This window comes from Amycolatopsis jiangsuensis, assembly GCF_014204865.1.
Lineage (GTDB): Bacteria > Actinomycetota > Actinomycetes > Mycobacteriales > Pseudonocardiaceae > Amycolatopsis > Amycolatopsis jiangsuensis.
In genome coordinates this window covers 7323856-7344976 of record NZ_JACHMG010000001.1, presented here as the reverse complement: position 1 = coordinate 7344976, position 21121 = coordinate 7323856, and the positions used below count along the sequence as shown (strand labels likewise).

The window sequence follows — 21121 nt, the reverse complement described above, 5'->3', positions numbered from 1 at the left end:
CTGCACGTCGGTTCGCACGCGGACAGGGCCTGCTACTGGATGCCGAACTCGGAGCCGATGAAGTCGAAGACCTCGTCGTCACCCGCGGCTGCCAGGGTTTCGGCGATCCCCGGCCCTTCCCCGCGCAACTCGCGCCAGCGCGCCACGACCGCTTCCAGCCGCGCGGTCACGCGACCGGCGTCCTCGGCGTCCGCGGCCCCGGCCAGCAGCGCGTCGAGGCGATCCAGCTCGGCCAGCGCACCGTCCGAACCCTCGTCCCCGTCGCCGAGCAGCTCGGCCAGCCGGGCCGCGAGCTCGGCCGGGGTCGGGTACTGGAAGACCACAGTGGACGGCAGCTGCACGCCGGTCACAGCGGTGAGCCGGTTGCGCAGCTCGACCGAGGTCAGCGAATCGAACCCGAGCGCGCTGAACGCCCGGTCGCGGTCGACGTCCGCCGGTCCGGTGTGGTCGAGCACCCGCGCGGCTTCGGCCCGGACCAGGTCGGTCAGCTCCTGCTCGCGCTGCGCGCGAGGCAACGCGGCCAGCCTCCCGGCCCGGCCGGGCTCCTCCGGCTCGGGCTCGGCGAGCGCGGCCGCGACCTCGGGCAGCGCCTCGACCAGCGGACTCGGCCGCCGCAACGTGAACGCCGGAGCAAACCGCGCCCACTCGACATCCGCGATCGTCACGGCCTCTTCGCCGGCGTCGAGCACCTGCCCGAGCGCCCGCACCGCAGCCGCCGGGTCCAGCGTCCGCAGGCCGTGGCGGATCGACTGGCCCGCCTCGGCGCCGCCGGTCCACGGACCCCACGCCACCGTCGTCGCCGCCAGTCCCCGCGCCCGACGGCGTTCGGCCACGGCCTCGGCGCACGCGTTGCCCGCCGCGTAGCCGCCGACCAGGGCACTGCCCCAGGTCGCCGCGATCGAGGAGAACACCACGAAGGCGTCGAGGTCGCCGGTCAACTCGTCCAAGTGCTTCGCACCCGCCGCCTTCGCCGCGGTGATCGCGGCCAGCTCGGCTTCGCCGGTCTCCGCGACCGGCGTCGCCTGGCCCGCGCCGTCGGCGTGCACCACCGCGGCCGGAGCGGTCCGGTCGAGCAGCGCGGCGAGCGAGGCACGGTCGGTCGTGTCGCAAGTGGACACGAAGACGTCGGCGCCCACGTCGGCGATCTCGGCGGCGGTGACGGCGGCGATTTCTCGCGCCGTAAGCACAACCCGCTCAGCGCCGCGATCCGCGAGCCACCGCGCGGTGTGCCGGCCGAAGGCCCCGTGGCCACCGGTGACGAGCACCGTGCCGCGCGGCTGCCAAGTCCGCCGGACGCGTGGCCGGTCGGCGCGGGTGAGACGGCGGGCGAGGATGCCGGAGCGCCGCAGTGCGACCTGGTCCTCGCTGCTGGTCAGTACCGCGCACAGCCGTGCGGCAGTCCGGTCGTCCCAAGTGGACGGCAGGTCGACCAGGCCACCCCAGCGTTCCGGATGTTCGAGGGCAGCCACTCGGCCGAAACCCCACACCTGCGCCTGGTCCGGATCCGGCTCCTCACCGGGGACCGTCGCGACGGCACCGCGAGTCAGTACCCACAGCGGCGCGCCAATCCCGTGCCGCACCAAGCGCAGCGTCGAGGCCAGGCCGGAACCGCCCATCGCCAGCACGGAAACCACACCGGCGAACTCGCCCGCACGCGACAGCCCGGTGCCGTCCACTGTCACCTCGGCGCCGCGCGCGGACAGCGCCGCGGCGATCGGCGCGGTCTCGGCGGGATCGCCGACGATCAGCCAGGAACCGGACAACACCGTCGTCGGGGGTTCGGCGACCGGCGCCCAGGTGACCCGGTAGCGCCAGTCCGCCGAGGCGGAGTTGTCCCGTTCCCGCTGTCGATAAGCCGCGAGCGCCGGCAGCAGATCGTCGATGCGGTCGTCGTCGAGCGACAGCGCATCGGCCAGCTCGCGGGTGTCGCCACGGTCGACCGCGGCCCAGAAGCCGGAGTCAGGTCCGTCCGCTGTGGTCACCGGGTCCGGCCAGAAACGCTGATGACGGAAGGCATACGTCGGCAAGTCGACCTTCGCGGCACGACCCAGCACAGCCGGCCAGTCCACCGCCACGCCCCGCACGGCCGCGGCAGCGAACGAGCTCAGCAGCCGCCACGCCCCGCCCTCGTCCCGGCGCAAGGTGCCGGTGACGACGGTGTCGACCGCGTCCAGAGTGTCTTCGATCGCCGAAGTGAGCACCGGGTGCGGAGAGGTTTCGATGAACACGCCGTGCCCGTCATCGCCCAGCTTCCGCACGGCACGCTCGAATTCGACCGTCTCGCGCAGGCTGCGGAACCAGTACTCGGCGTCCAGCTCGGGCCCGGCGAGCACCTCTCCGGTCAGCGCCGACACCATGGTCAGCTCGGCCCGGCGCGGCGTGATTCCGGCCAGCGCGGTGAGGATTTCGTCCCGCAGCCCGTCCACCTGCGCCGAGTGGGACGCGTAGTCGACCGGAATCATCCGCGCACGCACATCCGCGGCTTCCGCGATCTCGCGCAACGCCTCCGGGTCACCCGAGACGACCGTCGCCTGTGGACCGTTGACGGCGGCGATCGACACGTCCCACGGAGCGATCCGCTCGCGTACCGCATCGGCCGGCTCGGCGAGCGACAGCATTCCGCCGTGCCCGGCCAGCGCCGTCAATGCCTTGCTGCGCAACGCCACCACTCGTGCACCGTCCTCGAGGGACAGTGCGCCCGCGACGACAGCCGCGGCGATCTCGCCCTGGCTGTGCCCCACCACAGCGGCGGGCTCGACGCCGGCCGCCCGCCACACCTCGGCGAGCGACACCATCACGGCCCACAACGCCGGCTGCACCACGTCGGCGGCCTCGAAGCCGTGCGCACCGGCCAGCACCTCGTTCAGGTCGAGGTACGGCGCCAGCGCCGCGGCGCACTCCGCCAGCCGGGCGGCGAACACCGGTGACGACTCCGCCAGGTCCCGTCCCATGCCGAGCCACTGACTGCCTTGGCCAGGAAAGACGAATGCCGTTTTGCCGACCCCGCCACGTGTGACGGACCCGGTCACCAGCCCCGGCGCCATGTCCCCGGTGGCCAGCGCCGCGAGCCCGGCCGACAGCTCCTCGGCGTCCTCGCCGAGCACAAGTGCCCGATGGTCGAACGCGGACCGCGTCGTCACCAGCGACCACGCGACGTCCCGCGGGTCCGGGGCGTGCGCGGCGACGTGGTCCCGCAGCCGTCCGGCCTGTGCGGCCAGCGACTCCGCATCGCGTGCCGACACCGGCCACGCCACCAGCCCGGTCACCACCGGAGCCGTCTCGGCAGGCGACCCGGCGCGCGGCGGCTCCGGTGCTTCCTCCAGGATCACGTGCGCGTTGGTGCCGCTCATGCCGAACCCGGACACCCCGGCCCGGCGCGGCCGCCCGGCGGGCTCCCACGCGACCGGCTCGGTGAGCAGCCGCACCGTCCCGGCGGCCCAGTCGATGTGCGACGAGGGCGCGTCGGCGTGCAGGGTCACCGGCAGGCGCCGGTTCCGCAGCGCCAGCAGCATCTTCAGCACCCCGCCGACGCCGGCGGCGGCCTGCATGTGGCCGAGGTTGGACTTCACCGAGCCGAGCCACAGCGGGTTCGGCCGGTCCTGGCCGTAGGTCGCCTGCAACGCCTGGACCTCGATCGGGTCGCCGAGCGGCGTACCGGTTCCGTGCGCCTCCACCGCGTCGACGTCCGCGGCCGACAACCCGGCGTCGGCCAGCGCCGCGCGGATCACGCGCTGCTGCGAAGGCCCGTTCGGCGCGGTCAAGCCGTTCGACGCGCCGTCCTGGTTCACCGCGCTGCCCCGCACGACCGCGAGCACCTCGTGCCCGGCGCGGTGCGCGTCGGACAGCCGCTCCACGGCGATGACTCCGGCGCCTTCGGACATGCCCATCCCGTCCGCGCCGGCGCCGAACGCCTTGCACCGGCCGTCGGAGGCAAGCCCACGCTGGCGGGAGAAGCCGACCAGGTCACGCGGTGTCGCCATCACCGTGACACCGCCGACCAGCGCCAGCTCGCACTCGCCGCCACGCAGCGCCTGCGCGGCCATGTGCAGCGCGACCAGCGAGGACGAGCACGCCGTGTCGACCGTGAGCGCCGGCCCTTCCAGACCGAGCAGGTAGGAAAGGCGCCCGGACAGCACGCTGGTCGCGTTGCCGGTCAGCAGGTGGCCTTCGAGTTCGGCGCTGCCGAGCTGGTCGTAGCCGGAGACGTAGCCGCCGACGAACACCCCGGTCCGCGAGCCGCGCAAGGTCGCCGGGTCGATCCCGCCGCGCTCCAGCGCCTCCCACGACACCTCCAGCAGCAACCGCTGCTGCGGGTCCATCGCCAGCGCCTCGCGCGGGGAGATCCCGAAGAACCCGGCGTCGAACTCGGCGACGCCGTGCACGAACCCGCCTTCCCGCACGTACGCCGTGCCGGGCCGGTCCGGGTCCTCGTCGTAGAGGGCGCCGAGGTCCCAGCCGCGGTCGGTGGGCAGGCCGCCGATCGCGTCGCCACCGGTGTCCACGAGGGACCACAACTGCTCGGGTGAGCTCACGCCACCGGGGAACCGGCAGCCCATCGCGACGATCGCGAGCGGCTCCTCGACCGGTCGCGCGACGGCCGGGCCGAGGGCCGCCGGGCCGGCCGCACCGGTCAGCTCCGCGCGCAGGAATCCCGCCAGCGCCACCGGGTCGGGGTGGTCGAACAGCAACGTCGTCGGCAGCTTGAGGCCGGTGGCCGCGCCGAGCCGGTTGCGCAGTTCGACCGAGGTCAGGGAGTCCAGGCCCATCTCGCTGAACGCGCGCGCCGGGTCGATCACGGCCGCGTCGCCGTACCCCATCACCCACGCGGCCTCGGTGCGGATCAGCTCCACCAGCAGCCGCTCCTGCTCGGCGAGCGGCACCCCGGTCAGGCGCTGCGCGAACTCGGCATCTTCCTCGGTTTCCGTGACCTCGGGGAGCGCGTGAAGTTCCGGCAGCTCCCGCATGAACGGCGCGCGCCGCAGCTCGTCGGCGCCACGCTCGGTGGCCAGCGCCGCGAAGTCGACCTCCATCAGCGTCAACGTCGCGTGCGTGGGGTCCTCCACCGCCTGCGCCAGTGCTCGCACAGCGAGTGCCGGGTCCATCAGGACCTCCCACTTGTTGCGCGCGAGCCGCTGCCGGGCGCCTTCGCTGGCCTGCCCGACACCGCCGCCGTCCCACGGTCCCCATGCCAGCGAAAGACCCGGCAGCCCGCGCGCACGGCGTTTCTCCGCGAGCGCGTCGAGGAAGGCGTTGGCGGCGGCGTAGTTGCCCTGGCCGCCGTTGCCGAAGGTGGCCGACGTGGACGAGAACAGCACGAACGCGTCGAGGTCGAGGTCCGCCGTCAGTTCGTCGAGGTGGACCGCGCCCGCGGCTTTGCCGGTGAGCGTGCTCGCGAGCCGTTCGGTCGACAGGCGGTCCAGGACCCCGTCGTCCAGGGCCCCCGCCGCGTGCATCACGGTCGAGAGGTCAGGGCCGATCCGGTTTACGAGGTTCGACAGGTCCTCGCGTGAGCCGGTGTCGCAGACGACGACGTCCACCGCGGTGCCGGCGCCGGCGAGACCGGCGGCCAGCTCGGGCACGCCACCGGCGCCCGGCCCGGACCGGCTCGTCAGCACCACGCGGCGGGCGGCACGCTCACTCAGCCACCGTCCGACGTGCCCGCCGATCGCACCGGTACCGCCGGTGACCAGCGCGGTGCCGCGCGGCGCGTACCGCTCCCGGGCAGTCGCCGGCTGCGGGGCGCGAGCCAGCCGGCGCGCGAGAATTCCGGTGCCGCGCAACGCGACCTGGTCCTCGTCACGCGCCGCGAGCACAGCGCGGAACCGGTCCGCTGAACGCTCGTCCCACGTCTGCGGCAGGTCGATCAGCCCACCCCAGCGACCCGGCACCTCCACCGCGGCAGTACGGCCGAGGCCCCAGATCTGCGCCTGCACGGGGCTGCGCAGCTCTTCACCACCGGCCGTCACGACCGCGCCGCGGGTCAGCACCCACAGCGGCGCATCCAGGCCCACGTCGCCCAGCGCCTGCACCAGAGCGAGCGTCGCGGCCAGCCCGGCCGGCACAGCGGGGAACGCCGGCAGCGGCGTTTCGTCCAGCCCGCACAGGGAAACGACCCCGGCGACGTCCTCGCCCGAAACCGCCTCCGCGATCCGGAAGGCCAGTGCCTCTCGATCCGGGTCGTCGCCGCCGGCACCGACGGCGACGACCCGGGCGCCGTGTCCCTCGAGAGCCGGCACGCAGGGGTGCACCGGCGCGTCATCGGGGGTCACGACGAGCCAGGTGCCGGTGAGCTGCCCGGCGGCGGGCTCCGCGACGGGACGCCACTCGGCCCGGAACCGCCAGTCCGCCACGGCCGAGTCACCACGTTCCCGGCGGCGCCACGAGGCCAGCGCGGGCAGCACCCCGTCGAGCCGCGTCCGGTCCTCGACCGCGAGCGTGTCGGCGAGCCCGGTGAAGTCGCCCTCTTCCACCGCACGCCAGAACCGCTCTTCCGCTTCGCTCCCACCGGAACGCGCGGGCGGCTTCGGCAGCGGCCAGTAGTGCGTGCGCTGGAACGCATACGTCGGCAGCTCGACCACGCGGCCACGCAGCACCGCAGTCCAGTCGACCGGCGCCCCGTGCGCGGCCAGCACGGCCAGCGCCTCGAGCACGCGATCCGCACCGCCCCGCTCACGCTCGATGGTGCCGGTGACCACCGGTGCGGGCAGGCCCGCCGCCTCGGCGGTTTCGGTGATCGCAGCGGTCAGCACGGGGTGCGCGGAAACCTCGGCGAAGAAGTGGTGTCCCGTCCCGGCCAGCGCGCGCACCGAGTCGGCGAAGCGGACCGGCTCCCGCACGTTGGCATACCAGTAGTCGCCGTCGAGCTCCGTGCCGTCGAGCCAGGACAGCCGCACGGTCGAGAAGAACGGCACGGTGCCCGGTTCGGGGCTGAGCTCTCCCAGTCCGGCGGGCAACGTCGTCGCCAGCGGCTCGACGAGCTTCGAGTGGGCGACGAAGTCCGTCGCCGGGATGCGCCACCGCAGCACCCGCCGCGAACGCAGCTCACGCTCGAATTCGGTCAGTGCCCCGGGCTCACCGGAGACGACCGTGGTGGCCGGGCCGTTCACCGCGGCGACGGCGAGGCGCTCACCCCACGGCACCAGCAGCTCCCGCACCGCTTCGGCGGGCATGACCACCGAGAGCATCCCGCCCTCGGTGTCCAGGTCACGCAACGCCTTCGAGCGCACCGCGACCACGCGTGCCCCGTCCTCGACGGACAGGATCCCGGCGACGACCGCGGCCGCGATCTCGCCCTGGCTGTGCCCGAGCACGGCGTCCGGTTCGATCCCGCACGCACGCCACAGCTGGGCCAGCGACACCATCACCGCCCACAGCACCGGCTGCAGCACGTCCGCGGTGGCCAGGTCCGGCGCGCCGTCCGCACCGGCGAGCACGTCGGCCGGCGAGAAGTCCACAAAGGATTCCAGCGCACGCGAGCACTCGGCGAACCGCTCGGCGAACACCGGCGACTCGGCCAGCAGCTGCCGTCCCATCCGGGCCCACTGACTGCCCTGCCCCGGGAAGACGAACACGATTTTGCCGTCGGTGACGCTGCCGGTGACCGAGCTGGTGACAGAGCTGGTGACGCCGCCCGCGCCGGACTGCCCGGTCGCGACGGACGCCAGGCCCGCGGCCAGCTCCTCCGTCCCGGCGCCCACGACCACCGCGCGGTGGTCGAACAGGGTGCGGGTCGTGGCGAGCGACCAGCCGACGTCGGCCGGGTCCAGCTCCGGGTTCGCCAGCACGTACTCCCGCAGGCGGCCGGCCTGCGCGGCCAGCGCTTCCGGAGTGCGTGCCGACACCGTCCACGCGGTGCCCGCCGGAGCCAGCACCCGCGGTGCCTCCGACTCGGCCACGTCGTCGGCCGGCGCTTCTTCGAGGATGACGTGGGCGTTGGTACCACTCATGCCGAACGCGGACACGCCCGCTCGGCGCGGCCCGCCCGTGGTCTCCCACGGCCGCTTCTCCGTCAGCAGCCGCACCTGACCCGACGCCCAGTCGATCTCGGGCGACGCGACGTCGGCGTGCAGGGTCTTCGGCAGCGTGCGGTGCCGCAGCGCGAGCACCATCTTCAGCAGACCGGCCACGCCCGCGGCGGTCTGCGTGTGTCCGATGTTCGACTTCGCGGACCCCAGCCACAGTGGACGGTCACGTTCCCGGCCGTAGGTGGCGAGCAGCGCGTGCGCCTCGATCGGGTCACCCAGCGTCGTGCCGGTGCCGTGTGCTTCGACGGCGTCGATGTCCGCCGACGCCAGGCCGGCGTCGGCGAGCGCGGCGCGGATCACGCGTTGCTGCGACGGCCCGTTCGGCGCGGTCAGGCCGTTCGACGCGCCGTCCTGGTTGGTCGCGATGCCACGTACGACGGCGAGGACAGGGTGGCCGTTGCGGCGCGCGTCGGAAAGCCGCTCCACCGCGATCACCCCGGCGCCCTCGGACATGCCCATGCCGTCGGCCTCCGCGCCGAACGCCTTGCAGCGGCCGTCCGCCGACAGCCCGCGCTGGCGCGAGAACCCGATGAACTGTCCCGGGGTCGCCATCACCATCACGCCACCGGTGAGCGCGAGATCGCACTCCCCCGACCGCAGCGCCCGCACAGCCATCTGCAGCGCGACCAGCGACGACGAGCACGCCGTGTCGATCGTGACCGCCGGGCCCTCCAGCCCGAGCGTGTAGGCGACGCGGCCGGACATGATGCTGCCGGAGTGCCCGGTGACGAGGTAGCCCTCCGCGCTTCCGTCGCCCTCGGCCAACCCGGCGCCGTACCCGGTCAGCGCGCCGCCGGTGAACACGCCGGTGCGCGAACCGCGCAGCGTCTCCGGGTCGATCCCCGCGCGCTCCAGTGCTTCCCAGCTGACTTCCAGCAGCAGCCGCTGCTGCGGGTCCATCGCCAGCGCCTCACGCGGGTTCACCCCGAAGAAGCCGGCGTCGAACTCGCCGGCGTCGTGCAGGAAACCGCCCGAACGCGTGTAGGACTTGCCCTGGTGGTCCGGGTCCGGGTCGTACAGCGCCGGGTCCCAGCCGCGGTCGGCCGGAAAGCCGGAGACCGCGTCGACGCCGGAGGCCAGCAGATCCCAGTACTGCTCGGGAGTGCGGACCCCGCCGGGGAACCGGCAGCCGAGCCCGACGATCGCGATCGGCTCCGCCGGATCGGCCGTGCGAACCGGCGCGGTCTCGGCCGGGGCGGCCGTACCGAGCAGCTGCCCGATCAGCTGCTCTGCCAGCGCGGAGGGCGTCGGGTAGTCGAACACCACCGATGACGGCAGTTTCAACCCGGTCGCGGCCGCCAGCTTCCGCCGCAGCTCCACCGCGGTCAGTGAGTCGAAGCCCAGGTCACGGAACGCTCGCGCGGCCGGGACCTCCTGCGTCGCCGAGTGGCCGAGCGTCGCGGCGGCGTGCGTGCGGACCAGCTCGGTGACCGTGCGAAGACGCTCGCCCGGCGCCAGCGTGGCGAGCCGCCGCGCGAGATCGTTCACCGGTGCTCCGGGAGCATCCACTGTGGTCTGTGCGTCCGCGATGCGATCGAGCAGCGGCCGCGGCCGGGCGGCGGTGAACACCGGAGCGAAGCGGGCCCAGTCCATGTCGGCGAGCGCGAGGTAGGTGTCGCCGTCGGCGAGCACGCGGCCCATCGCCGTGAGCGCCGGTGCGGGCGGCAGGAAGTTCATGCCCTGGCGCAGCAACCGAGCCGGCGTGACACTGCCCGGTTCGTGCACGGCGGCGGCGTTCAGCGCGTCCCAGTCACGTGTGTCCCAGACACCCCAGGCGATCGACGTCGCCGGGAGGCCGCGTGCGCGGCGGGACTGGGCCAGCGCGTCGAGGTGGGCGTTGGCGGCGGCGTACGCGCCGTGCTCGTTGCTGCCCCATGCCGCGGCGATGGAGGAGAACAGCACGAATTCGTCCACCTCCGTGGCCAGCTCGGCAAGGTTCTCGGCGCCGGTCACCTTCGCAGTGAGCGCGGTTTCCAGGCCCTGGGGACCGGTCTCGTCCAGCCGCGTCAAGTCGAAGACGTTGGCCGCGTGGATCACCGTGCTCAGCTCCGGCACCCGCGCCAGCAGCGCCGCCAACGCGTCGCGGTCGGCGATGTCGCAGGTCACGAGGTCCACGGCGGTTCCGGCGTCCGCGAGCCCGGCAGCCAGTTCCGCCAGCGCCGCCGACGGCCCGGACCGGCTCGGCAGCACGACCCGGCTCGCGCCGCGCTCGGCCAGCCACGGCCCGATGTGCAGCCCGATCGAGCCGGTGCCGCCGGTGACCAGCACACTCCCGCGCGGCGTCCACGGCACGTCGTCCGTGCGCAGCCGCGGCGCGCGCTCCAGCCGGCGCGCCAGCACCCCGTGCGCACGCACAGCGATCTCGTCCTCGCGGCCCATCAGCACGGCGGGCAGCTGCGCGAGGCCGGCCCCCGGCGCGAAGTCGGCCAGCCCACCCCAGCGATCCGGGTGCTCCAGGCCGATCACCCGGCCGAGCCCCCACGCCTGCGCCTGCACCGGCGACGGCGTCTCACCCGGCACCGCCACCACGGCGCCGCTGGTCAGCACCCACAGCGGCGCGTCGATCCCGGCGTCACCCAGCGACTGCACCAGCGCCAGCGTCGCGGCCGTACCCTGCGGCACGTCGGGACGGTCCGCGCTCGGCTGCTCGTCAAGGGCCATCAAGGAAAGCACCCCGGCGAACTCGCCGTCCGGCAGCTGCGCGCCGAATGCGTCGCGGTCGGTCTCGTCGGTCCGCAGTGTCACAACCTCGGCGCCCGCAGCGGTCAGCGCTTCGGCGTACTCCGTGGCGTCGGCACCACCAGTGACGAGCAACCAGGTACCCGAGAGCGTCGCCGGAGCCGGGTCCGCGGGAGTCCAGGTGACGCGGTAGCGCCAGTCGTCGGTGCGGTCACGCTCCACTCGGGCGACGGGCTCCGGCCAGAAACGGCGGCGCTGGAACGCGTAAGTCGGAAGGTCGACAATCTCGGCTTCATCGAGCACCGCAGTCCAGTCGACCGGCGCGCCGTGTACGTAAGCCTCGGCCAAGGAGAGCACGAGCCGCTGCGCGCCACCGTCGTCCCGCCGCAGCGTGCCGAGAGCAAGGACCTCTTCGAGGCTGTCGCCGACCGCTGCGGTCAGCACCGGATGCGGCGAGCTCTCGATGAAGGTGCGGTGCCCTTCAGCCCCGAGCAGCCGGATGGCGCGTTCGAACTCGACCGGCTCGCGCAGGCTCGCGTACCAGTACTCCGCGTCCATGCGCGGATTCCACTCGCCACTCATCGCGGAGATCAGGGGCACGGTGCCTTCCCGCGGCTCGATCCCCCGCAGCACACGCAGAATCTCGTCCCGCAGCTCGTCGACCTGCGCCGAGTGGGACGCGTAGTCCACCGGAATCAGCCGCGTCCGGACCTCGGCCCGGTCGGCGATCTCCTGCAGCGCATCCGGCTCACCACTGACCACCGTGGACTGCGGTCCGTTCACCGCGGCCACCGAAACCCGGTCACCCCACGGCTCGATCCGCCTCCGCACCGCATCGGCGGGCTCGGCGATCGACAACATCCCACCACGACCAGCCAACGCCGTCAGCGCCTTACTCCGCAGCGCCACCACCTTCGCCGCGTCCTCCAGCGACAGGATTCCTGCCACCGCGGCGGCCGCGATCTCGCCCTGTGAGTGACCCACCACCGCGTCCGGCCGAACACCCACCGCCTCCCACACCGCGGCCAGCGACACCATCACAGCCCACAACGCAGGCTGCACCACATCCGCAGCCTCCAGCTCACCAGCCAGCGCCGCATCCAGATCGAGGTACGGCGCCAGCGCCGCACGGCATTCAGCCAACCGCGCAGCAAACACCGGCGACACCGAAGCCAGCTCCCGCCCCATCCCGAGCCACTGACTGCCCTGGCCAGGAAAGACGAACGTGGTCCGGCCCTGCTCTCCGGCCACGCCGCTGACCAGCTCGCCAGCGGGCAGACCGTGCGCGAGCGCGTCCAGCGCGGCCGCCGGGTCCGCCGCGGCGACCACCGCGCGGTGCTGCAGCGCCGCCCGCGTGGTCGCCAGCGACCACCGCAGGTCCTCCGGCCGCCCGCCGAGGTGCTGCCCCAGCTCGCCGGCCTGCGCGGCCAGCCCTTCGGTGCTACGGCCGGAAACCAGCCACGCCTGCGCACCGTCGAGCACCTTCACCCGCGGCTGTTCCTCCGGCTCCTCGGGCTCGTCGTCCTCGACGACCGCGGGTGCCTCTTCGAGCACCACGTGCGCGTTGGTGCCGCTGATACCGAAGCCGGAAACCGCGGCACGGCGCGGAGTTTCACCGGACGGCCACGCCACCGGCTCGGTGAGCAGCCGGACGGCCCCGGCGCTCCAGTCCACGTGCGGTGAAGCGTTCGACGCGTGCAGCGTGCGCGGCAACGTCTCGTGCCGCAAAGCCATGACCATCTTGACCAGGCCCGCCGCGCCGGCCGCGGCCTGCGTGTGCCCGATGTTCGACTTCACCGACCCCAGCCACAGTGGACGGTCCTCCGGCCGGTTCCGGCCGTAGACCTCCAGCAGTGCTTTCGCCTCGATCGGGTCGCCCAGCGCGGTACCGGTGCCGTGTGCCTCGACGACGTCGACGTCGGCCGGGGTCAACCGCGCCGACGCCAGCGCCGCCTCGATCACCCGCTGCTGCGAAGGACCGTTCGGCGCGGTGAGACCGTTGGACGCGCCGTCGGAGTTCACCGCGCTGCCGCGTACCACCGCGAGCACCCGGTGCCCGTTGCGCTGTGCGTCGGAAAGCCGCTCCAGCACGAGCATTCCGGCGCCCTCACCCCAGCCCGTGCCGTCGGCCTCGGCGGAGAACGCCTTGCACCGCCCGTCCGCGGCGAGCCCCTGCTGGCGCGAAAACTCGGCGAACAGCGTCGGGGCGGACATCACGGTCACGCCGCCCGCGAGCGCCAGGTCGCACTCGCCACCGCGCAGCGCCTGAGTCGCCAGGTGCACCGAGACCAGCGAAGAAGAACAAGCGGTGTCCACCGACACCGACGGACCTTCGAGCCCGAGCACGAAGGACACCCGGCCCGACAGCACGCTGTTCGCGGTGCCGGTCAGCAGGTGCCCCTTCACTTCCTCGGAACTCATCGGCAGCGTCGTGCCGTAGCCGGAGGAGTAGACGCCGGCGAAGACCCCGGTGCGGGAGCCCTTGAGCGAAAGCGGATCCACGCCCGCGCGCTCCAGCGCCTCCCAGGCGACCTCCAGCACGACCCGCTGCTGCGGATCCATCGCGAGCGCTTCGCGCGGCGAGATGCCGAAGAACCCCGCGTCGAACTCCGTGGCGTCGTGCAGAAAACCGCCGTGGCGGGTCGTCGCGTCGCCAGGGGTGCCGCTGTCGTAGAGGTTGTCCAGGTCCCATCCGCGGTCGCCGGGGAAGCCGGACACCGCGTCGGTGCCGGCCTCGACCAGCTCCCACAGCTGCTCCGGGCTGCGCACCCCGCCGGGGAAGCGGCAGCCGATGCCGACCACGGCCACCGGCTCCTGCCCCCGTCCGGACAGCTCACGCAGCTGCCTGCGCGTCGTCCGCAGGTTGGCGGTCACGAGCTTCAGGTAGTCGCGGAGTTTGTCTTCGTTCGCCATGTCCCCACCGTTTCCCGGGTACCGGAACGCTTGTCCGAGGAAGGCCGCGAGGCACCCCGAGGCACCCGTGGCGAACCGGGACGCTACTACGGCGAGACGGTGGCGGGGGCTGTGTTCAGCCGCCTACCGGCAGCAGCTGAACAGCAGCCGGAATCGTTGACACGACGGGAAAAGTGCGGAAGGCCGCCGGAGAGTCTGGGGTCTCTCCGACGGCCGTTCGTGAGGGCCGCGTACGGCTCACCACAAGCCGGGCACGAGCCGTTTCGTGCCGGCGCGGTAGGTCTCGTACGGACGGCCCAGTACCCGCACGAGTGCCCGCTCCTCCACGGCGATGCGCACGAGCACCGAAACCAGCGGGAGCACGACCGTCAGTGCGAAGGAGAGCCAGTTGCCCGCGGCCAAGCCGTAGCCGGCGGCCAGCAGGAGCACCCCGGTGTAGCTCGGGTGCCGCACCCGCCGGTACGGCCCGCGGGTGACCACCGGCTGGTCGCGGCCGACCTCGACGGTGGTGCGGAACGCCTTGCCCAGCACCACCACGGACCAGCCACGCAGCACCAGCCCCGCCCCCATCGCCACGACGCCCGCGATCTGCTCCCAGCCCGGGAGCCCCAGCGCGGAGAAGCGCAACGCGCTGCCGGCCGGCAGCAGGAACTCGAAGACGGTGGCGGCCAGCGTCGCCGACAGCGTGAGCACGACGACGAGCCGGCGGGTACCGCGGTCGGCCCGCGCGGAGCCGGTGCCGCGCACCCGGTCACGGATCACAAGAGAGATTTCCAGCAGCAGCCACAGCCACGAGGTGACGTGGACGGCGGTGAACACGGTAGCGGACCCTTTCCGGACTGTCCCTCCCCGCGCCGATGCGCGGGAAGGGACGGCGGGCTTCTCGGACAGGTTCCCCAGCCGGAACGGCCGGGCCGGTCAGCGCGCGAACGAGGCGCGGACCTTGCGTCCGTTGATCAGCAGGACCACACCCAGCAGCACCACGCCGCAGACGGCCTGTTCGATCTTCATCCAGGTCGGGAACCCACCCGGCAGCGCGACGATCACCGCGATCACCACGACCATGATCGCCGACACGATCCGCAGCCGCAGCAGCGCCCGCGGGTTGCCCTTCCCGGCGCCGACCGCGAACGACAGCATCAGGAACGCGGTCACCGCGACGATCCCGCCGCGGATCCACACCGCGTCGGTGACGAGGTCGGGATGATTGCGCAGGAGCACGATCGCCGCGAGCGTGAGGACGCTGATCACCGTGTAGACGACGACGAGCGACTTGGCGGTGCCGAGGGCGGACTTAGCGTCCGGTGTGACGGCGGTGCGGGTGGCGGTCTTGGCGTTCACCGTGCCTCCTCCTTCGAAGTGGTTCCGACTGCCGTCGGTATCTTGACCGGAACCAGTGTCGTGGAGGAAGCCGTTCACCCGGCAGTGAGTTCCTTCATCGGTCCGCCGTGACATTTGTAATGCGGGCCGCTCAGGGTTCCCCCTGAGGTCACCACAGCCGGACCGGGCTGTCAAGACACGCACGGGCGCCGCCCCGGGTGCTCCCCGTGGCGGCGCCCTGTGCGTGGCGGATCAGTCGAACAGGTCCGGCTCGGCGGCCGCGATCTGCTCGAACAGCGGCTGGAACTGGATCCAGCCGGCGTAGTCGTGCCCGGACTGCTCGTGGGTCAGCTTCGCGTTCTCCGGCGAGATCTGCTGCACCGGACCGGCGGCCTTCGCCGCGAGCTGCGCCTGTGCCGAGCGCTCCATGGTGATGAACCACCACGCCGCCGCGTCGACGGTGGTGCCGACCGTGAGCAGGCCGTGGTTGCGGAGGATGACCGCCTTGTGCGAACCGAGCGTGCGCGCGATGCGCCGCCCTTCCTCCAGGTCGGTGACCAGCCCGGTGTAGTCCTCGAACACCGCGTGGTCGTCGTGGAACACGCAGGCGTCTTGGGTGAGCGGCTCGAGCTCCTGACCGGTGGCCGAAAGTGCCTTGCCATACACCGAATGCGCGTGTGCCGCGCCCACGACCTCCGGCCGGGCCTGATGCACCGTCGAATGGATGACGAACGCCGCCTCGTTGAGCAGGTACTCACCCTGCACGACCTGCCCGTCCTGGTCGACCAGCAGCAGGTTGCTCACCTTGACGTGCTTGAACGGCACCCCGAACGGGTTGACCCAGAAGTAGTCCGGGAACTCCGGATCGCGCGCGGTGATGTGCCCGGCCACGCCCTCTTCGAAGCCGAACCGGCCGAAGATCCGCAACGCGGCGGCCAGCCTTTCCTTGCGGTGCCTGCGTTCCGCGGCCGGATCGTCGAACTGCGGTGGCACCGTGGAACGGTAGTGCCCGACGCGCTGCGCCTCCGGGATCGGCACGAGGTCCTCGTGCCGCAGCGGTTCGGCCGGGCTCATGCCGCGGAGCCGGCCGGTTCGCTGTCGGCAGGCGCGTCCTGCGACGCCGGGCCCGCCGGCTGGGCCGGCACACTCAGGCCCGGGACGCTGAGCCCTTCGACCCCGCGGACCGCCTCGAACGCCGCCTCGATCGACTCGGCGAGCGTCGGCGAGACCTCGTCGTCGATGTCGAGCTTCGCCACCGCGACCGCGGCGTCGGTCGGGAGCGTGTCGTCGCCGAAGGACACGTCGGCCCGGATGGCACCCTTGAGCGCCACCGTTTCCTCGTCGGTCAGCTCGCGGTTCAGGACCAGGGAGAACTTGTACCCCATCGCTGCCCACCTCAATTCCGTCACTGCTGGACAATGGTCGTTCGGCCGGCGGTCACGGACGCTAACCACCGGCCCCGCGGCGGCGCAAGCAGCGCGTTCAGCCGGGCCGGGTCCGCAGCTGAACACGGGTACGTTTGGCGGGAAAACCCCTTCCCGGAACGGAGAAACCATGTCCGCACCCCGATTCGAGGACGGCCTGTGGTGCCGCCGGTACCGCGAGCGCCCGGACGCCGTGGCGCGGCTGGTCTGCTTCCCGCACGCGGGCGGCACCGCCCCCTTCTACCGCCCGGTCCCCTTCGCGCTGCGCTCGGCCGTCGACGTCGTCGCGATCCAGTATCCGGGCCGCCAGGACCGCCGCGGTGAACCGCCGATCGACGACCTCGGGGTGCTCGCCGACCGTCTGCACGAGGTGCTGCGCGCCGAACCCGAGCTGCCGCTGACCCTGTTCGGGCACAGCATGGGCGCGGCCGTCGCGTTCGAGGTGGCCCGGCGGTTCGAGGCCGAGGGCACCCCGGTCGCCGGGTTGTTCGTCTCCGGCCGCCGCGGCCCGGCGACCGGTCGCGAGGAGGTCGTGCACCGAGGCGGGGACGAGGCGATCCTCGCCGAGATCAAGCGGCTCGACGGTTCGGCCTCGCTCGTCCTCGACGACGAGGACCTGATGCGGGCGGCGCTGCCGGCCCTGCGCGCGGACTACCGCGCCGTGGAGACCTACCGCTGTGCGCCCGGGGACACCGTGTCCTGCCCGATCGTGGCGCTCACCGGCGACGCCGATCCGAAAACGCCGGTCGCCGAGGCGCGGGAATGGGAACACCACACCACCGGCGGTTTCACCATGCAGGTGTACGCCGGCGGACATTTCTTCCTGACCACCGAAATGCCGAAGATCATCGCATTGCTGGACAACCATTTCTCCGGAGCGCCGGCAGTTCCCTGACCGGGGTGTCCACCTGCGGCGCGGCCGCGGCTGAACGCCTCTCGCGCCCACGCCGGGCGCGAGAGGCGCCGCTCCTACTCCGCCGCCTTCGTCCGCATCGTCCAGCGGAAAACCGGCTCGGTGCGCGGTCCGGGGATCCGCTCGAAGTGCTCGTAGCCACCGAGGTGCGCCACCTTGACCTTGTCCTGCGACGCGGTCACCGCGCAGACCCGGGCGGCGCCGGGAATGCTGTCCGGACCCCCTTCGAGCGTGCCGGCGACCGTGCTTTCCACCGCGTTCTCATAGCCGATGTCCGTCATGACGAAAACTCCTCGGATAGGTTTCTCCACCCAGTGCGGAACAATTCCCCCCAGGCCGCGAGAATATCGCACAGATCACACCGAACCGGCCGCTCCGGCTGAACGTCCCGCACCGCTGCTGCGTTCGGCTCATGACAAAAGTCATGGCCGCAACGATGCGGCTGCTCACTACAGGACGCCGCCCCGCCCGGGCACGATGGGATCCGGAGCAGACCCGAGGGAGTGAAGTGCCCGACGAAGACGAGGTGCGCGCGCAGCGCCGGCCCGGCGGTTCGACGCCGCGGTGGGCGCAGGGATGGCGACGGCTCGCGCTCGCCTCGGGCATGCTCATCTACCCCGTCGTGGCCGCCGTCGCGGTGGCCCAGCACGCCCGGCGTCCCCAGGACGAAGCACTCGGACTGCTGATCGTGGCCTGCTTCTGCGTCTGCTACGTGCTCGCCGCGATCGCCGCCACGCAGCTGGCCTGGCGGCGGTTCCGGTGGCTGCAGGCCGGGACCGCGGCGCTCTTCCTCGCGGCGCTGCCCTTCGCCCAGGCCGAAGCCTTCTTCCTCGGTGCGGTCGTCGTGGCCGTCGCCACGTACTTCCGGGGCAAGCGCGCGCTGCCGTACGCCGCGGTGGCGACCGTGGCCGCGGTCGTCGTCCCGTGGGCGGTCCGTCCGTGGCACAGCGATCCGGGCTGGCTCGAGGGCATCATGATGGCCAGCACCGTGCTGATCGTGTACGCGTTCTCCGAGACGGTGCGTGCCAACGGCGCGCTGCTGGAGGCCCGCGCCGAGGTCGCCCGGCTCGCGTCCGTGTCCGAACGGACCAGGATCGCCAGGGACCTGCACGACCTGCTGGGTCATTCGCTGACCGCCATCGCCATCAAGACCGACCTCGCGCACCGCATCGCGGCCAAGGAGGAATCCGGCGCGGTCGCGGAGATCGCGGAGATCGGCAAGCTCTCGCGGCAGGCGCTGACCGACGTGCGCGCGGCCGTGTCCGGCTACCGCGACGTGACGCTGACGACGGAGCTGGCCCGTGGCAAGGAACTGCTGCGTGCCTCCGGTATCGCGGCCGACCTGCCCACCGCGAGCGAAGTGCTCGACACCGCCCAGCAGGAGCTCTTCGGCTGGGCGGTACGCGAGGGCCTGACCAACGTCGTCCGCCACGCGCACGCGAGCCGGTGCACGGTCGTGCTGTCGTCGTCGGCGGTCGAGGTCGTCGACGACGGCGGCGGGATCGGCGCGCCCGAACCGGGCAACGGGCTGGCGATGCTGCGCGAACGCGTGGCGCTCGCCGGCGGCACCGTGCACGCGGGACCGACGGGAAACGGCTGGCGCCTGCGGGTGTCGCTGGAACGGAAGGCGGCCACCCCGGCATGACCACCAGACTGCTGCTCGCCGACGACCAGGAACTGGTCCGGGAGGCGCTGTGCTCGCTGCTGAGCCAGGAGGACGATTTCGAGGTCGTCGCCGCGGTCGGCCGCGGCGACGAGGTCGCGTCCGCGGCGTCCGCGCACGAGCCGGACGTGGCGCTGCTGGACATCGAGATGCCCGGCCTGGACGGGCTGGCCGCGGCCGCGGTGCTGCACGAGCAGCGGCCGGACTGCCGGATCATCATGCTCACCACGTTCGGCCGCGCGGGCTACCTGCGCCGGGCGATCGAGGCGGGCGCGGTCGGGTTCGTGGTCAAGGACTCCCCCGCCGACGTGCTCGCCGACGCCATCCGCCGGGTACGCGCCGGGGAACGCGTCGTCGATCCGGCGCTGGCCGTGGCCACCCTCGCGGCGGGCGAGTCCCCGCTGACCGCGCGGGAGCGCGACGTGCTCATCGCGGCCCGCTCGGGCGCGAGCATCGCGCAGATCGCCTCGCGCCTGTACCTGTCCGACGGCACGGTGCGCAACTACGTTTCGGCGGCCACCACCAAAACGGGGACGCGCAACCGCATCGAGGCCCTGCGGGTCGCCGAGGAACGGGGCTGGCTGTGACCGAGACCACGCATTTCCACACCATCACAACCGCGGTGCAAAACGGACATATTGGAGATAGTTTGACATACCAAGGGTGTGCCTCGTAAACCCTTGACACGACTGGGTGAATCAGTAATTCTGAATTCGCGAGCGGCAGCACTGCCGACCCTTCTGGCCAACTGTTCTGGGGGACATATGGCTGAGCGGTTTTTCGCGGCCGGTACGGCCGCGCCACGGGCTTCGGGCCCGTATTCGTCACCACCACGCCGGGCCCGATCGTGCCCGGCTTTCCGTGCGACATCGTCGACTCCTCTTCGGGTTCTCACCCGCGTCACCGTCCCTTGCGGACGGTTCGGGCAACGTCCGGGGCTCGTGCGCCACAGGGCGCACGAGCCGGGTCCGGTTCCGGCCGGGAAGCCTTAGCCGTTTCCCCGTTGTTCGTTTTTCGCACCACTTGTTCTGCCGCCTGTCCCGGGGCGAAGTGGTGATGTCTTCCTGCCCGCGGCGCGGCGGGCAGACCCGATCCGACCTTTTCTGGGGAGTTGAATCGCTTGACCAGCGCTCATGATTTCGCCCTGCCCGAACATCCGCGGCCGGTCCACCTGACCGATGTCACCGCCACTGTCACCGCCACCCGCGCGCAGGTGCCCGTCGCCACCCTGCTGCCCGCCGACTCGCCACGCCGTGGCGGCGCGGACCCCGAGCACGTCGCACGGCTCGCGGCGATCGACGGACCGCTGCCGCCGATCCTGGTGGACCGCCACACGATGCGCGTCATCGACGGCACGCACCGCCTGCTCGCCGCGGCCGCCAACGGGCACGCCACGATCGCGGTCGAGTACTTCGACGGCACCGCCGAGGACGCGTTCCTGCGTGCGGTGCGGGCCAACGTGACCCATGGCCTCCCGCTGTCCCAGGAGGACCGTCGCACGGCCGCGCGGCGCATCGTGTCGACCCATCCGCACCTGTCCGACCGGGCCATCGCCGACGTCGCGGGACTGAGCGCGAAGACGGTCGCGATCGTGCGGCGCGGACTCGGCGACGCCACCAGCCAGCCGGCCGCCCGCGTCGGCCGCGACGGCAAGCTGCACCCGCTGGACAAGGCCGCGGGCCGCAACCGCGCCGCCGCCCTGATCGGCGAGCACCCCGACGCTTCCCTGCGCGAGATCGCGCGCCGGGCCGGCGTGTCCCCGGCGACGGTGAGCGACGTGCGCAAACGCTTGGCCTGCGGTGCTCCGCCCGCTGGTACCACCGCGCCCGTACCTCCCGCAACCGCACATCCCGCCGGGGACACCGCAGCTGTGCCCGCACCAGCTCCCGCGGTACCGGCGCCCGCCCCGGTGGCAGTGCCGGAGCTCCGGCGTCCGGACCCCGGCCCGCTGCTGGCGAAGCTGGTGCGCGATCCGTCCCTGCGCGGCAAGGAGGACGGCCGCCAGCTGCTGCGGTTGCTGCACCGCGGTGCCGCGGCCAAGAACGAGCTGTCCACTCTCGCCACCGCGGTGCCCTCGCACTGCGCCGAGGTGGTCCACGGGCTGGCGCGGCACTACGCGGAGATGTGGCTGGAGTTCGCCCAGCAGCTCGGCTGATCCCTTCCCCTCCCGGCCCCGAGGAGCCGT

General features: G+C 72.7%; 9 protein-coding genes and 1 pseudogene. 4 read left to right on the top strand and 6 right to left on the bottom strand.

What is annotated here, in order from left to right:
- Window positions 1-32: 32 nt before the first annotated feature.
- From BJY18_RS33235 to BJY18_RS33215, 5 genes and pseudogenes are all read right to left on the bottom strand, one after another.
- Window positions 33-13616: pseudogene (locus tag BJY18_RS33235) on the bottom strand (type I polyketide synthase); the annotation flags it as partial.
- Between the two features lie 237 nt (window positions 13617-13853).
- Window positions 13854-14435, bottom strand: coding sequence for a methyltransferase family protein (locus BJY18_RS37215; RefSeq protein WP_184783807.1), 582 nt, complete (start codon window positions 14433-14435; stop codon window positions 13854-13856).
- A gap of 99 nt (window positions 14436-14534) precedes the next feature.
- Window positions 14535-14957 carry a hypothetical protein gene (locus BJY18_RS33225; protein WP_221458073.1) on the bottom strand — a complete coding sequence of 141 codons (423 nt, stop codon included), beginning with the start codon at window positions 14955-14957 and terminating at the stop codon, window positions 14535-14537.
- 231 nt (window positions 14958-15188) lie between these two features.
- Entirely contained in the window at window positions 15189-16010 is an 822-nt protein-coding gene (locus BJY18_RS33220) for a class II aldolase/adducin family protein (RefSeq protein ID WP_184783806.1), read from the bottom strand.
- Window positions 16007-16321 (bottom strand): hypothetical protein, encoded by a 315-nt coding sequence (locus tag BJY18_RS33215; protein ID WP_184783805.1) that lies wholly within the window; start codon window positions 16319-16321, stop codon window positions 16007-16009. The genes BJY18_RS33220 and BJY18_RS33215 overlap by 4 nt, the downstream gene beginning before the upstream one ends.
- 169 nt (window positions 16322-16490) lie before the next feature.
- Between BJY18_RS33215 and BJY18_RS33210 the strand changes: the two genes are divergently transcribed.
- Complete coding sequence (locus tag BJY18_RS33210; protein ID WP_184783804.1) at window positions 16491-17255, top strand: thioesterase II family protein; 765 nt, start codon at window positions 16491-16493, stop codon at window positions 17253-17255.
- Between the two features lie 74 nt (window positions 17256-17329).
- Here BJY18_RS33210 and BJY18_RS33205 read toward each other — a convergent pair whose 3' ends face one another.
- On the bottom strand, window positions 17330-17554 hold the full coding sequence (locus tag BJY18_RS33205) for a DUF5988 family protein (protein WP_184783803.1): 225 nt from the start codon (window positions 17552-17554) through the stop codon (window positions 17330-17332).
- A gap of 227 nt (window positions 17555-17781) precedes the next feature.
- On the opposite strand from BJY18_RS33205, the gene BJY18_RS33200 reads away from it, so the two are divergent.
- The 3 genes from BJY18_RS33200 (at window position 17782) to BJY18_RS33190 (ending at window position 21091) form a co-directional block, all read left to right on the top strand.
- The gene (locus tag BJY18_RS33200; RefSeq protein WP_312874046.1) at window positions 17782-18918 is read left to right on the top strand and encodes a sensor histidine kinase; all 1137 of its coding nucleotides are present in this window, start codon (window positions 17782-17784) and stop codon (window positions 18916-18918) included.
- Window positions 18915-19523: a response regulator transcription factor gene (locus BJY18_RS33195; protein WP_184783801.1), complete on the top strand. Its 609-nt coding sequence runs from the start codon at window positions 18915-18917 to the stop codon at window positions 19521-19523. The genes BJY18_RS33200 and BJY18_RS33195 overlap by 4 nt, the downstream gene beginning before the upstream one ends.
- Window positions 19524-20056: 533 nt before the next feature.
- Window positions 20057-21091: a ParB/RepB/Spo0J family partition protein gene (locus BJY18_RS33190; RefSeq protein WP_246459044.1), complete on the top strand. Its 1035-nt coding sequence runs from the start codon at window positions 20057-20059 to the stop codon at window positions 21089-21091.
- The last annotated feature ends 30 nt before the right edge of the window (window positions 21092-21121 follow it).